Origin of the sequence: Rhodococcus sp. MH15 (assembly GCF_019266045.1) — a bacterium.
Lineage (GTDB): Bacteria > Actinomycetota > Actinomycetes > Mycobacteriales > Mycobacteriaceae > Rhodococcus_F > Rhodococcus_F qingshengii.
This window is the reverse complement of record NZ_LPNP01000061.1, coordinates 1,006,175-1,019,900: the sequence shown is the minus strand read 5'-3', so window position 1 is coordinate 1,019,900 and position 13,726 is coordinate 1,006,175. Positions and strand designations below refer to the sequence as shown.

At 63.4% G+C, this 13,726-nt stretch carries 12 protein-coding genes; 8 read left to right on the top strand and 4 right to left on the bottom strand.

Annotated elements, in window-relative coordinates:
• Window positions 1–17 precede the first annotated feature (17 nt).
• Complete coding sequence (gene secA / locus ATN37_RS12715) at window positions 18–2,861, top strand: preprotein translocase subunit SecA (RefSeq protein WP_007731191.1); 2,844 nt, start codon at window positions 18–20, stop codon at window positions 2,859–2,861.
• A 36-nt stretch (window positions 2,862–2,897) separates the two neighbouring features.
• Here secA and ATN37_RS12710 read toward each other — a convergent pair whose 3' ends face one another.
• Entirely contained in the window at window positions 2,898–3,416 is a 519-nt protein-coding gene (locus tag ATN37_RS12710) for an Rv3235 family protein (protein WP_256933211.1), read from the bottom strand.
• 130 nt (window positions 3,417–3,546) lie between these two features.
• On the opposite strand from ATN37_RS12710, the gene ATN37_RS12705 reads away from it, so the two are divergent.
• From ATN37_RS12705 to ATN37_RS12680, 6 genes are all read left to right on the top strand, one after another.
• A complete protein-coding gene (locus ATN37_RS12705) occupies window positions 3,547–3,972 on the top strand; it encodes an HAD-IA family hydrolase (RefSeq protein WP_054828205.1) in 426 nt (141 codons plus the stop codon).
• The gene (locus tag ATN37_RS12700; protein ID WP_007731194.1) at window positions 3,966–5,375 is read left to right on the top strand and encodes a wax ester/triacylglycerol synthase family O-acyltransferase; all 1,410 of its coding nucleotides are present in this window, start codon (window positions 3,966–3,968) and stop codon (window positions 5,373–5,375) included. The genes ATN37_RS12705 and ATN37_RS12700 overlap by 7 nt, the downstream gene beginning before the upstream one ends.
• Before the next feature lie 23 nt (window positions 5,376–5,398).
• Window positions 5,399–5,899 carry a hypothetical protein gene (locus tag ATN37_RS12695; RefSeq protein ID WP_030535010.1) on the top strand — a complete coding sequence of 167 codons (501 nt, stop codon included), beginning with the start codon at window positions 5,399–5,401 and terminating at the stop codon, window positions 5,897–5,899.
• 92 nt (window positions 5,900–5,991) lie between these two features.
• Window positions 5,992–7,110 carry a ferredoxin reductase gene (locus ATN37_RS12690; RefSeq protein WP_003940928.1) on the top strand — a complete coding sequence of 373 codons (1,119 nt, stop codon included), beginning with the start codon at window positions 5,992–5,994 and terminating at the stop codon, window positions 7,108–7,110.
• 24 nt (window positions 7,111–7,134) lie between these two features.
• On the top strand, window positions 7,135–8,397 hold the full coding sequence (locus ATN37_RS12685; RefSeq protein ID WP_003940901.1) for an acyl-CoA desaturase: 1,263 nt from the start codon (window positions 7,135–7,137) through the stop codon (window positions 8,395–8,397).
• A gap of 138 nt (window positions 8,398–8,535) precedes the next feature.
• Window positions 8,536–9,777 (top strand): fatty acid desaturase, encoded by a 1,242-nt coding sequence (locus ATN37_RS12680; protein ID WP_003940700.1) that lies wholly within the window; start codon window positions 8,536–8,538, stop codon window positions 9,775–9,777.
• Between the two features lie 114 nt (window positions 9,778–9,891).
• Here ATN37_RS12680 and rsgA read toward each other — a convergent pair whose 3' ends face one another.
• Both rsgA and aroA read right to left on the bottom strand, forming a co-directional pair.
• Window positions 9,892–10,929 (bottom strand): ribosome small subunit-dependent GTPase A, encoded by a 1,038-nt coding sequence (gene rsgA / locus ATN37_RS12675; protein ID WP_007731200.1) that lies wholly within the window; start codon window positions 10,927–10,929, stop codon window positions 9,892–9,894.
• On the bottom strand, window positions 10,878–12,191 hold the full coding sequence (gene aroA / locus ATN37_RS12670) for a 3-phosphoshikimate 1-carboxyvinyltransferase (protein ID WP_042922161.1): 1,314 nt from the start codon (window positions 12,189–12,191) through the stop codon (window positions 10,878–10,880). Before aroA ends, rsgA begins: the two co-directional genes overlap by 52 nt.
• A 49-nt stretch (window positions 12,192–12,240) precedes the next feature.
• On the opposite strand from aroA, the gene ATN37_RS12665 reads away from it, so the two are divergent.
• Window positions 12,241–12,993 (top strand): SOS response-associated peptidase, encoded by a 753-nt coding sequence (locus ATN37_RS12665; RefSeq protein WP_030535007.1) that lies wholly within the window; start codon window positions 12,241–12,243, stop codon window positions 12,991–12,993.
• A 3-nt stretch (window positions 12,994–12,996) separates the two neighbouring features.
• On the opposite strand, the gene ATN37_RS12660 is transcribed toward ATN37_RS12665, so the two are convergent.
• Window positions 12,997–13,710, bottom strand: coding sequence for an SIMPL domain-containing protein (locus ATN37_RS12660; RefSeq protein ID WP_030535006.1), 714 nt, complete (start codon window positions 13,708–13,710; stop codon window positions 12,997–12,999).
• Window positions 13,711–13,726: the final 16 nt, after the last annotated feature.

Sequence of the window (13,726 nt, the reverse complement as noted above, 5' to 3'; positions counted from 1 at the left end):
TGAGGACGAAGAAGACTGTGCCGTCGCTGTCGCTATCGAAGCTGCTCCGTGTTGGTGAAGGTCGCATGGTCAAGCGGCTCAAGCACATCGCCGAGCATGTGGAATCTCTGTCGCCCGATGTCGAAGGCCTGACAGACGAGCAACTCAAAGCCAAGACCACCGAGTTCCGTGAGCGCTATGCCGCCGGGGAAACTCTCGACGAGTTGCTGCCCGAGGCATTCTCGGTTGCCCGCGAGGCGTCGTGGCGCGTGATCGACCAGAAGCACTTCCACGTGCAGATCATGGGCGGCGCGGCCCTGCACTTCGGCAACGTCGCCGAGATGAAGACCGGTGAGGGCAAGACCCTGACCTGTGTTCTTCCGGCATACCTGAACGCGATCGCGGGTGACGGCGTCCACGTGGTGACGGTCAACGACTACCTCGCCAAGCGTGACTCCGAGTGGATGGGCCGCGTTCACCGCGCCCTCGGCCTCGAGACCAGTGTGATTCTCTCGGGCATGACGCCGGCCGAGCGCCGCGTCGCCTACGCAGCCGACATCACGTACGGCACCAACAACGAGTTCGGCTTCGACTACCTGCGCGACAACATGACGCATTCGTTGGACGACCTGGTCCAGCGTGGCCATGCGTTTGCCATCGTGGACGAGGTCGACTCGATCCTCATCGACGAAGCCCGAACCCCCCTCATCATCTCGGGCCCGGCCGACGGCTCCAGCAAGTGGTACAGCGAGTTCGCGCGCATCGCGCCGCTGCTGAAGAAGGACGTTCACTACGAGGTCGACATCCGCAAGCGCACCATCGGTGTGCACGAGGCGGGCGTCGAACTGGTCGAGGACCAGCTCGGTATCGACAACCTGTACGAAGCCGCGAATTCGCCGCTGGTGAGCTACTTGAACAACGCGATCAAGGCCAAGGAGCTCTACACCAAGGACAAGGACTACATCGTCCGCGACGGTGAGGTCATCATCGTCGACGAGTTCACCGGCCGCGTGCTGGTCGGCCGCCGCTACAACGAGGGCATGCACCAGGCGATCGAGGCCAAGGAGAAGGTGGAGATCAAGGCGGAGAACCAGACCCTTGCCACCATCACCCTGCAGAACTACTTCCGTCTGTACGACAAGTTGTCGGGCATGACGGGTACCGCCGAGACGGAAGCTGCCGAGCTTCACCAGACTTACACGCTCGGTGTGATCCCGATCCCGACCAACCGTCCGATGGTCCGAGTCGACAACGGCGACCTCATCTACAAGACCGAGGAAGCCAAGTTCGACGCGGTGGTCGACGACGTCGTCGAGCGCCACGAGAACGGCCAGCCCGTCCTGATCGGTACGACCAGCGTCGAGCGCTCGGAGTACCTGTCCAAGCAGTTCACCAAGCGCGGCGTTGCCCACAACGTCCTCAACGCCAAGTTCCACGAGAAGGAAGCGACCATCATCGCCGAGGCCGGTCGCTCCGGCGCGGTCACGGTCGCGACCAACATGGCCGGCCGCGGTACCGACGTCGTGCTCGGTGGTAACCCGGACATCATCGCGGACATCGCGCTGCGCAAGAAGGGCCTCGACCCGGTCACGACGCCGGACGAGTACGAGGCAGCCTGGGACGCAGTCCTGGACGAGGTCAAGGCTGAGGTCAAGGCAGACGCCGAAAAGGTCCGCGATGCCGGCGGCCTGTACGTCCTGGGCACCGAGCGTCACGAATCGCGCCGAATCGACAACCAGTTGCGTGGTCGTTCCGGACGTCAGGGTGATCCCGGCGAATCGCGGTTCTATCTCTCGCTCGGTGACGAGCTCATGCGCCGTTTCAACGGTTCGGCACTCGAGTCGATCATGACGCGCCTCAACCTGCCCGACGACGTCCCGATCGAAGCCAAAATGGTCTCGAAGGCCATCAAGAGCGCTCAGACCCAGGTGGAGCAGCAGAACTTCGAAATTCGCAAGAATGTCCTCAAGTACGACGAGGTCATGAACCAGCAGCGAACGGTCATCTACAAGGAGCGCCGCCAGATCCTCGAGGGTGAGGACATGGAAGGCCAGGTCGAGCAGATGATCACTGACGTGGTCACCGCCTACGTCGACGGTGCCACCGCCGAGGGATACGTCGAGGACTGGGATCTCGAGCAGCTGTGGACGGCGCTGAAGACGCTGTACCCGGTCGGCATCGATCACAAGACGTTGGCCGGGGAGGACGGCGCAGGCATCAACAGTGACCTGAGCCGTGACGACCTGCGAACCGCTTTGCTCGAAGACGCCCACGCGGCGTACAAGAAGCGCGAAGCCGAGATCGATGCGATCGCCGGCGAAAACGGTATGCGTGAACTCGAGCGTCGTGTCTTCCTCTCGGTCCTGGACCGTAAGTGGCGTGAGCATCTCTACGAGATGGATTACCTCAAGGAGGGAATCGGTCTGCGTGCGATGGCCCAGCGCGATCCGCTGGTCGAGTACCAGCGCGAGGGTTACGACATGTTCATCGGCATGCTCGACGGATTGAAGGAAGAGTCCGTCGGATTCCTCTTCAACCTGCAGGTCGAAGCAGCTCCGGCTCAGCCCGCAAGTGGAATTTCCGTCACCGCGGGCTCTGCCGCCGCGGCGTCCGCCACGGCGCCCAAGCCGCTCCCCACGCAGGAAGCTGCGGCCAGGACTGCCGGAACTGCTGCCCCGACGGCGTTGCGCGCCAAGGGACTTGACGACGAAGGTCCGTCGCGTCTGACGTACACCGGCCCGGACGAGGACGGCAAGGCAAAGGCAACACGTGACTCGGCTGCCGACACCGGCGACGGTGCCGCCTCTCGTCGCGAACGTCGTGAAGCAGCACGGACGCAGTCGAAGAGCAATCGAGCTCCGAAGTCCAAGCGCAAGCGCTGAGGTATTAGCGCAGTCAGTACTCGGCAGGCTGGACGGTCACACCACGTGTAGTGCGGTGACCGTCCAGCCTGTTTCGTCTGTGTGGTCGATCCGGCCTGCGACGGCAAAAGTCTGCGTGCCTCGTGTGTACGTCGCACAGACTTCGGCGGTACTCTCCGACACTGCTTGAACGTGGGTGCGGTGAACGGCCGCGCCGCCCAGCTTCCGGGCCGAGAAATTCGAAGTGTAAAGTCGCGCAACAACTTCCAGGACGGACGGCGTCAACACGCCCTTGAGCTGCCGCGGATTTCGTCGTCGGTCGACGGTTTCGAGAACCAGACGTAGTGATCGGTTCCAGAAGATGTCGGCACCTACCGGCCGCGGTTCCGGAGCGTGAGTGAACCCGGTACTGGGCGACGTTCCGTTGTGTGGCGTCTTTCGCGGGCGACGCAGCATCCGGTCTGTTCGGCACTGCGTTCGGTCTGGCCGGCACTGTGGCCGCGACAGCACGACGGTATGCGGGTGAGGCTCGAATTGCGGCGCCGGCTCGAGAACGATCTTGCAGTCCTGCTCCATGACATCCCCCCGGATGATCCTGCGTCCGAGACAGCTGTCTCGGACTTCGCTCCCCCGAGCGATGGTGAGAAGCATGACACGAATCGCTCGAGATGTCGCCGTGATCACCATCGCGACTTAGGGTGATGGCGTGCGGGGACTTCTGTTGGATGTCGGTGGCGTGTTGTTCGGTCCGGGATCGGATCTCGACGGCTTGAGCGCGGTCGTGCGCGCGGTGAAGGCCCGCGGAATCGTGACGGGAATCGTCAGCAACGATCCCGGCGGCGCCAGTGCTCAGTGGTTGCGGGATCTCGGCGACGGGGTCTTGGTCGACGACGTGATCTTGTCCGGTGATGTCGAGATGGCGAAGCCCGACGCCGAGATCTATCTGTTGGCAGCGAGTCGTTTGGGCGTCGAGCCGGAGGATTTCGTTTTCGTGGATGATCTCGAAATCAACGTCCGGGCGGCTGTGGCCGTCGGGATGGTCGGGGTCCATCACGTCGGCTCGGAATCGACCATCGAGGAGTTGTCGATTCTGTTCGATCTCGGCGAAGGAGAGGACACGAAGCCATGGTGAACAGACTGACGACTCAGGATGCCGCTTTCTACTTCCTCGAAGCCGGGACGACGCCGATGCATGTCGGCTCGTTGGGGATCTTCAGGCAACTGCGAAACGGGATCGATCACGAGGAGTTGCTTCGACTTGTCGAAGAGCGGCTCGGATCGGTTCCGCGTTACCGCCAGCGAGTGCGTGAGGTGGCGTTCGGTCTGGCCCGCCCGGTATGGGTGGACGACTCGGATTTCGACATCACTTATCACGTTCGCCGATCTGCTCTGCCCAAACCGGGTTCCGACGAACAGCTGATGGATCTGATCGCGCGGCTGACGTCGAGACCACTCGACAGCACGAGGCCGTTGTGGGAGATGTACCTGGTCGAGGGGCTGACCAGAAACAGATTTGCCATCTTCACGAAGTCTCATTCGTCGTTGGTGGACGGCGAGGCGGCTCCAGAGATCAGTCAGGTGATCTTCGATCCGGAGAAGAATCGAGCGCCAGGCCCCGAAGAATTGTGGATGCCCGCCAGGCCGCCGAGCGATACCAGCTTGTTGGTCAGTGCACTGGCGGATCTCGTGACGAGCCCGGGGGAGGGGATCGCACGGGCGCGTGCAGCGTTCAACGACGTGACCACGTCCGTCACCGAGGCTGTGAGTGCACTCGGGAAACTCGCGGAAGTGGTTCGAACGGCGACGCAGGTAGCCCCGTCGAGCCCGCTCAACGCCACCATTTCGCGCAATCGACGCCTTGCGGTGGCCAAGACGTCTCTGGAGGACTATCGACGCATTCGTGCGCGGTACGGGTGCGAGATCAACGACGTGATTCTGACCGTCATCGCAGGTGCGATGCGGAACTGGTTGCTCTCGCGCGGTGAACCGGTGACCGAGGCGACCATCGTGCGAGCGATGGTGCCCATGTCGGTCTACACCGACGGCCCGGAGAGTCCTGACGTCGACGATCCGCAAGCGCCCGGACATGTTTCCTCGTTCCTCATCGACCTGCCTGTCGGTGAACCCAACGCGGTGGTTCGGCTCTCGCACGTGGCCCATGCGACGGAGGCATTCGCGCGTCAGGGTCGGCGGGTCACCGCGCAGACGATGGTGCGAATGTCCGGGTTTGCGCCGGCGACGCTGCATGCGATGAGCTCCCGCGCGGCCAGTAGTCTGTCGCAGCGAATGTTCAACTTGATGATCACCAATGCGCCAGGGCCGCAATTTCCGCTTTACCTCGGTGGTGCTCGGATGCTCGAGATGTATCCCGTGTCGCCACTGCTCAAGAATCAGACACTCAGCATCGCCCTGACGTCGTACGACGGAAATGTCTACTACGGTTTGAATGCCGACCGTGACGCGATGTCGGACGTCGACGTCGTTCGTTCGCTGATCTTCGAGTCACTCGAGGAATTGACGGATGCGAGTCGGTGACGAACGAGCATGAAGGTGGTCTCATGAGGGTGTACGTACCGGCGACGGTCGAGATTTTGCAGCAGTTGGTCGCAGATCAGGAGTTCGACCCGATGAGCCGGACGGCTTTTGCGGTCACCCCGACTCTGCGTGAGTCGTACGCGGCGGGGGACGACGACGAGTTGGCCGAGGTCGCCATGGGTGAGGCTGCGCGTGCGTCGCTGCGACTGATCGCCGGAACCGAGGGTGACGTCACCTTCCGGCGTGCTGTCGTTGCCGCCGACGTCGACGATGCCGATGTGAAGTTACGGCCCGATCTCGACGATTCGGTAGTCCGATTGGCGGGTCCTGTCACGATGGCTCAGGTTGCATCTGTGCATGTCGACCTCGAACAGGCAGAATCGGACATCGAGCGCGCTGCTGGCATAGTCGACGCGGCGGATCTCGGTGACGCCGATGCCGAGTTCACGCTCGGTGACGCGGAGGACCACGAGTTGGCGTGGTACGCCGCGCAGGAGTTGCCGTTCTTGCTCGACCTGCTGTGAATGTGCTTACCGTGAAGTAACCTACGGTACCGTAACCTGATAACCTACGGTACCGTAGGCAGTGGGTTCGGAAGGTGAGAGGTGGAGGTCTGATGGGTCTGAAGGACTGGATCGAGGCACCGGCAGCGTCGGTAGTTCCGGCAGCGCGGTCGAAGCTCAATCTGCTTCGCGGTGCGGCGGCTCGGCTGACCACACCATTGCTTCCCGACGACTATCTGCACCTCGCGAATCCTTTGTGGTCCGCCCGCGAGCTGCGCGGCCAGATCGTCGAAGTCCGGCCCGAGACCACGGACTCGGCGACCATCGTCATCAAGCCGGGTTGGGGATTCGACTTCAACTACCAGCCGGGGCAGTACATCGGCATCGGTCTGCATATCGACGGCCGTTGGCATTGGCGGTCGTACTCACTTACCTCGCCTCCCAACTGGGAGAACAAGCGCATTTCCATCGCGGTCAAGGCCATGCCCGAGGGCTTTCTCTCGAGCCACCTCGTCAGCGGGGCCGTGCCGTCGGGAACCATCGTTCGACTGGCCACGCCTTCGGGCAACTTCGCGTTGCCGGATCCGCCACCGGAGAAGATCCTGTTCATCACCGCCGGCAGTGGCATCACTCCGGTCATGGGCATGTTGCGGACGATGAACCGGCGCGGTCAATTGCCCGACGTCATGCACATCCACTCGGCTCCGACGGAATCCGACGTGATGTTCGCCGACGAACTCACAGCACTGCACGCCGAGCACGAGGACTTCGTGAGCCACGTTCAACTCACGCGACGTGACGGAAAGTTCAAACTCAGTTCTCTCGACACGGTCTGCCCCGACTGGCGCGAGCGCCACACCTGGGCGTGCGGACCCCTCCCGTTGCTCGACGAGCTCGAAGACGTCTGGAAGGCGGAAGGCATCGAGGATCGACTCCACATGGAGCGGTTCGCCGTATCGCGCATCGACGCTTCGGCCGACGGTGGCACGGTCACGTTCGAGAAGTCGGGTAAGACGATCACCGTCGACGGTGCGACGACGCTTCTGGAGGCGGGCGAGCAGTCCGGTGCCTTGATGCCGTTCGGTTGCCGCATGGGCATCTGCCAGACGTGTGTCGTACCTCTCGTTGCCGGCCACGCGATCGATCTACGCTCGGGGAAACAGCACGCGGAGGGCGAGCGCATCCAGACGTGCATCTCCGCCGCCGCCGGCGACTGTACGCTGGACGCATAGCTTCTAGGCACACGGAGGACCACGGTGGCCATCACCGATATCAAAGAGTTTTCGCACCTCACCGAGGCCGATGTCGAAGCTCTCGGACGTGAACTCGATCAGATTCGACTCGACATCGAAGACTCTCGTGGGATCCGGGACGCCCGCTACATTCGTCGCGTCATTCGCGTCCAGCGGGCGTTGGAGCTCGGCGGGCGTATCGCATTGTTCGGCAGTCGGTACCGACCGGCATGGTTGGTCGGCACGACCCTGCTGAGCCTGTCGAAGATCATCGAGAACATGGAGCTCGGGCATAACGTCATGCACGGGCAATGGGACTGGATGAACGATCCCGAGATTCACTCCGTCTCGTGGGAGTGGGATCAAACCGGTCCTTCCGAGCATTGGAAGCGCGCCCACAACTACCAGCACCACACGTACACCAACGTCGTCGGTATGGACGAGGATCTCGGTTTCGGGATTCTGCGTATGACTCGTGACGAGCCGTGGAAGCCGATCAACCTCTTCCAGCCGATCGCCAACGTGATCTTGGCGGCCACGTTCGAGTGGGGCATCGCGCTGCACGACCTCACGGCGGCAGCCGAGTTGGAGGGCGCGGAAAAGGGGCAGTTGAACTCGCAGGCGAACAAAGACTTCGCGCGCAAGATCTTTCGTCAGGTGGGCAAGGACTTCATCTTGTTCCCGGCGCTGACGGGGCCGGCGTGGAAGTCGACCATGTCGGCCAATGCGACCGCGAACCTCGTGCGCAACCTGTGGGCGTACGTCGTCATCTTCTGTGGCCACTTCCCGGACGGTGCCGAGAAGTTCACGGTTGCCGAATTCGAGCAGGAGACTCGTCACGAGTGGTACCTGCGCCAGATGCTCGGTAGTGCGAACTTCAATTCCGGCAAGCTCATGGGACTCATGAGCGGCAATCTGAGCTACCAGATCGAGCACCACGTGTTTCCCGATCTGCCGAGCAACCGCTATCCCGAAATCGCTGTGAAGATGCGTGCATTGTGCGAGAAGTTCGATCTCCCGTACACCACCGGTTCGCTCTTCAAGCAGTATCTTCTGGCTCTGCGCACCATCCACAAGTTGGCTTTGCCGGACAAGTGGCTGACCGCAACCTCGGACAATGCTCCGGAAACGTCTTCGGAACTGCGGTTCCGCGACTCGGGATTCCGGGACGCAGCCATGGCGATGGTCGAGGACCTTCGTACCGATCCGATCACCGGTAAGCGTCTCGGTTTGTTGACCGCACTCAAGTCGCAGGCCCGTTCCCGCATGCCGAAGCGCCGGAAGTGATATAGGTTACATCGGGAAAAACCTAACCTACGGTGCCGTAAGTTACGCTACAGTAGGTGCAGTTGATCTGAACGATTCGAATCGATGATCGTTCTGCACTTACTACTTTGCGCCTAACTCACTGCTAGGAGGCTTTCCATGGCGATTGCAGATGTCAAGGAATACGCACATCTCACGGACGCCGACATCGAAGCGCTCGGCCGCGAACTCGACGCGATTCGTCGCGACATCGAGGAGTCGCGCGGCGAGAAGGATGCGCGGTACGTGCGCAACGTCATTCGTCTGCAGCGTTCGCTCGAAATCGGCGGCCGCGCAGTGCTTTTCGCCAGCCGTCGCCGTCCGGCGTGGCTCGCCGGAGTTGGCCTGCTGACGCTCTCGAAGATCATCGAGAACATGGAACTCGGGCACAACGTGATGCACGGGCAGTGGGACTGGATGAACGACCCGGAGATCCACTCCACCTCGTGGGAGTGGGACGTCACCGGCCCGTCTGCGCACTGGAAGCAGACCCACAACTACCTGCATCACAAGTACACCAACGTCCTCGGAATGGACGACGACGTCGGATACGGACTCCTCCGCGTCACCCGCGATCAGCGCTGGAAGCCCTTCAACGCCGGCAACCTGGTCTACAACACGCTGCTCGCGCTGTTCTTCGAGTACGGCATCGCCGCACAGCACCTCGAGCTCGGCAAGGTGGCCAAGGGCCGCGCCGACAAGGAAGAGACGCAGCGCAAGCTCCGTGAGGTCGGCGAGAAGATCGGCAAGCAGGTCCTGCGCGACTACGTCATCTACCCGGCCATCACCGGCCCGGCGTGGAAGAGCACGTTGTCGGCCAACTTCACCGCCAACACTCTGCGGAACGTGTGGACCAACGCGGTCATCTTCTGCGGCCACTTCCCGGACGGTGCCGAGAAGTTCACCAAGGAAGACATCGACAAGGAAACGCAGGCTCAGTGGTACCTGCGTCAGATGCTCGGCAGCGCCAACATCGAGGGCAGCGCGCTCATGGACTTCATGACGGGCAACCTGAGCTACCAGATCGAGCACCACCTGTTCCCCGATCTGCCCAGCAACCGCTACAAGGACATCGCGGTCACGGTGCGTCAGCTCGCGGACAAGTACGACTTGCCGTACACGACGGGCCCGCTTGCCGTGCAGTACGCCAAGTCCTGGCGAACCATCGCCAAGCTGTCGCTGCCCAACAAGTACCTCAAGGACACCGTCGACAATGCGCCCGAGACGGCGTCGGAGCGGATGTTCGACGGCGAACTTACCTCGACTGTCGATCCCGTGACCGGGCGTCGCAGTGGCCTCAAGAGCGCCATCGCACGTAAGCGCAAGAGCGGAAAGCTGCGCAGCCTCCTCGGCCTGCGCTGATCGTCGACTGCGCTGATCGTCGACTGCGCTGACCGTAGACAGCAAGCGGCCCGACACCATTCGATGGTGTCGGGCCGCTTTGCTGTTCTCGCCCGGAACGTCGCTCGGGGGCGCTCAGTACTGATCGTTGGACTTGATCGCTTCCAGCAGTTGTCGCACAGCGACGACGCGTCGAGCTGATTTGCCCTCCAGCAGGTCGAGCTTGCATTCGGGATCTGCCGGCGGTCCGAGGTGCGTGCATCCGCGCGGGCAATCCTCGATCGCCGCAGCGAGATCCGAGAACGCCGCCACCACGTTCTCGGGCGAGATGTGCGCCAGACCGAACGAACGGATGCCCGGGGTGTCGATCACCCAGCCGCCACCGGCGAGCGGGAGTGCCACCGATTGCGTCGACGTGTGCCGGCCCTTGCCGACGCCGGATACGATGCCGACCGCTCGATTGGCATCGGGGACAAGGCGATTGACCAGTGTCGACTTTCCGACGCCGGAATGTCCGATCAGGGCGGTCAACTTGTGCTCGAGGATCTGCGTCAGTTCGTCCAGGGGATCGTCGCGACCGGCGACGACCACTTGGATGTCGAGGTCGGCGAACGTGCTCGCGAATTCCTCCGGCGGTTCGAGGTCGCTCTTGGTCAGGCAGACGATCGGCGTCAGGCCACCCACGTAGGCGGCGACCAGTGCGCGCTCGACGAAGCCGGTGCGCGGTGGGGGATCGGCGAGTGCCACGACGATGAGAAGCTGCTCCGCGTTCGCGACGACGATACGTTCGAAGGGATCGGTGTCGTCGGCGGTCCGTCGCAGAACCGTCGAACGCTCGGAGACCCGGACGATGCGCGCCAGGGTGTCGGTTTTGCCCGACAGATCGCCGACTATGTCCACCTGATCGCCGACGACGATGGGGGTTCGGCCAAGTTCGCGGGCGCGCATCGTGACGATCAGCCGGTCGGGATCGCCGCCGAGGACGCAACCCCAACGGCCACGATCCTTCGACACCACCATCCCCGATTCGGCCGAGAGATGTTCGGGCCGAGTCTTCGTACGGGGGCGGGATCCGCGCCCCGGGCGTACCCGGACGTCGGACTCGTCGTACTGCCGCGGACTCAGAAGCTTGCCTTCGGTGTCGCCGGCGAACTCTCGAGCATGTCGATCCACATGTTCTCGAAGCCCGGCAGTGTCTTGGCTGTGGTTCCGACATCGTCGACCTCGACACCGTCGACGACCAGGCCGATGATGGCGCCGGCTGTTGCCATGCGGTGGTCGGCATACGAGAGCCATTGTCCGCCATGGAGTTCCGCGGGAACGATCGTCAGGCCGTCATCGGTTTCGGTGACGGAGCCGCCGAGTTTGTTGATCTCGTCGGCGAGGGCGGCGAGACGGTCTGTCTCGTGCCCGCGCAGGTGCGCGATTCCTCGTAGATGCGAGGTGCCCTCGGCGAGAGCGGCCAGGGCCGCCACGGTGGGGGTCAGCTCTCCCACGTCGTGGAGGTCGATGTCGATGCCGCGCAGTTTCTCCGGGCCGCGGACGGTCAGGACACCATCGGCGAGAGTGACGTCGGCCCCCATCGAGGCGAGGATCCCGCGGATCGCGTCGCCGGGTTGCGTCGTCGACGACGGCCACATCGGGACGCTGACGGTTCCGCCGGTCACTGCGGCAGCGGCCAGGAACGGTGTGGCGTTGGAGAGATCGGGTTCGATCGCCCAGTCCACGGCGCGCACCGGCCCCGGTGCCACACGCCAGGTGTCCGCGTCACCGCCCGTGGCTGGCGTCGTCACGGAAACTCCGGCCTCGCGGAGCATCTCGACGGTCATGTCGATGTGTGGCATGGACGGGACGGGCTTGCCGTCGTGGTGAACGGTGACACCCTCTTCGAACGCAGCAGCCGAGAGCAGGAGACCGGAGACGAACTGCGACGAACCGGATGCGTCGATGGTGACCGTCCCGCCGCGTAGGGATCCGGTTCCGGTGACGGTGAACGGGAGTGCGTCACCCTCGATCCGAGCGCCGAGACCGCGCAGTGCTTCCAAGATGGTGCCGAGCGGTCGTGTGCGTGCTTGCTCGTCGCCGTCGAAGTGGACGATGCCGTCGGCCATCGCGGCGAGTGGCGGCAGGAAGCGCATCACGGTGCCGGCCAGGCCGCAGTCGACCTCGCCGCCGCGCAGGGGTCCAGGGGTGATGCGAAGCGTGGTCGCATCACCGGCTTCCTCGACGCCGATGCCGAGGTCACGCAGAGCTGCGATCATCAGGTCGGCGTCACGGCTGCGGAGTGCACCGGTGATCGTGGACGGGCCATCCGCAAGTGCGGCCAGAATCAGAGCTCGATTGGTGATGGACTTGGATCCGGGCAGCGTCACCACTGCATCGACGGGTGCTTGGGCCCTCGGGGCGCTCCACAGACTCAGACTCACATGGTCCATCTTCTCTCATCGGTGGGGGAATGGTCGAAACCGTGCCACCCTGGGTGTCATGTGCGGAAGGTATGCGACCACAGCGGACCCGGCCACCCTGGCGGTGGAACTCGACGCGCTCGACGAGACCGACCACTCGGCGCCCGTCGAAGCCGATTACAACGTGGCCCCCACGACCGAGGTGTTGACCGTCGTCGAACGCCACGATCGGGAGAACCCCGACAGCGATCCGACCAAGAGGATTCGGCGGATGCGGTGGGGATTGGTGCCGTCGTGGACCAAGGAACTGGGCAAAGGCCCGGTCCTGTTCAACGCCCGCGCCGACTCGCTGGCGGAGAAGCCGGCGTTTCGGACCGCCTTCAAGTTCAAGCGTTGCCTGGTCCCCATGGACGGGTGGTACGAGTGGCAGACCGAGGCCACCGGCGGGAAGAAGGCAGCGAAGATTCCTTACTACATGCACCCCGACGACGGATCACGGCTGTTCATGGCGGGCGTGTGGTCTGCCTGGCGGGACCCGAGTGTCGAGAACGCGAGCCCCGTTCTGAGCTGCTCGATCGTCACGGTCGACTCTCTCGGTCACCTCGAGCAGGTTCACGACCGCATGCCCCTCGCCCTGCCTCGTGACCGCTGGGAGGCGTGGCTCGATCCCGACAACACCGTCGATTCGGCTCTGCTCGAACCGGTACCGGACCTCTTCGAGCGGATCGACGTCGATCGAGTCCGGCCGCTGGTCAACAGTGTCAAGAACAACGGGCACGAGTTGATCGAGCCGGACGTCGACCGTGCCGGCGAGCAGATCAGCCTGCTCTAGCAGTCAGCCGAGAGCCCAGGTAACGGTCACTTCGAACGAGACCTGCTGGGTTCCCGGGGCGAGAACCATGTCGGACATCGAGGCGTCGGGAGCGCGCATGGTCTGACCGCCACTCGTGTCGTGTGCCTCGGTGATGGTCACGACGTTTTCGAGCGACGTCCCGGACAGATCCGCGTACTGCTCGGCACGGTTCTTCGCGTCCTCGAAGGCACGGGTGCGAGCGTCGGCCAGAAGCTGAGAGTCGTCGTCGATGGCGAAGGCGACGTTACCGAGCCGTGCCGCGTTTCCGCCCGCCGCGATGCCGGCGTCCAGGACAGAAGAGGCCTTGTCGAGATCGCGGACGACGATTCGTACCGAGTTGGTCGCCCGGTAGCCGGTCACGTTGCCGCCGACGAACGGTCCGCCGCTGGCGTCGTACTGCGGCTGGACGGACAGATCGCTTGTCTGCACGTCCTCGGGGGCAACCCCGGCGGCGACTATCGCGTCGATCATCTGACGGGCCTTGTCATTCGCCTCGGAGACCGCTCCCGATACATCCGGGGCAACCACCTCGATGCCGATGTCGGCATTGAGGATGTCCGGCGCCCCGCGGACCTGCCCTGATCCGACTACCGTGACTTCCTTGGCGGCATTGTCCGAACTCCCGCAGGCCGTCAGCGAGACGGTGAGAGCTGCCGTCGCAGCGGTCAGTGCAAGAGTTTTCAGGTGTGGTCGCATGGTGAGACCGTAGCGA

Bases quoted from the DNA above. Each gene is read 5' to 3' on its own strand.
- ATN37_RS12710 (WP_256933211.1), bottom strand. From the start codon at position 3,416: ATGGAGCAGGACTGCAAGATCGTTCTCGAGCCGGCGCCGCAATTCGAG.
- ATN37_RS12700 (WP_007731194.1), top strand. From the start codon at position 3,966: ATGGTGAACAGACTGACGACTCAGGATGCCGCTTTCTACTTCCTCGAA.
- ATN37_RS12695 (WP_030535010.1), top strand. From the start codon at position 5,399: ATGAGGGTGTACGTACCGGCGACGGTCGAGATTTTGCAGCAGTTGGTC.
- ATN37_RS12690 (WP_003940928.1), top strand. From the start codon at position 5,992: ATGGGTCTGAAGGACTGGATCGAGGCACCGGCAGCGTCGGTAGTTCCG.
- ATN37_RS12680 (WP_003940700.1), top strand. From the start codon at position 8,536: ATGGCGATTGCAGATGTCAAGGAATACGCACATCTCACGGACGCCGAC.
- aroA (WP_042922161.1), bottom strand. From the start codon at position 12,191: ATGGACCATGTGAGTCTGAGTCTGTGGAGCGCCCCGAGGGCCCAAGCA.
- ATN37_RS12665 (WP_030535007.1), top strand. From the start codon at position 12,241: ATGTGCGGAAGGTATGCGACCACAGCGGACCCGGCCACCCTGGCGGTG.
- ATN37_RS12660 (WP_030535006.1), bottom strand. From the start codon at position 13,710: ATGCGACCACACCTGAAAACTCTTGCACTGACCGCTGCGACGGCAGCT.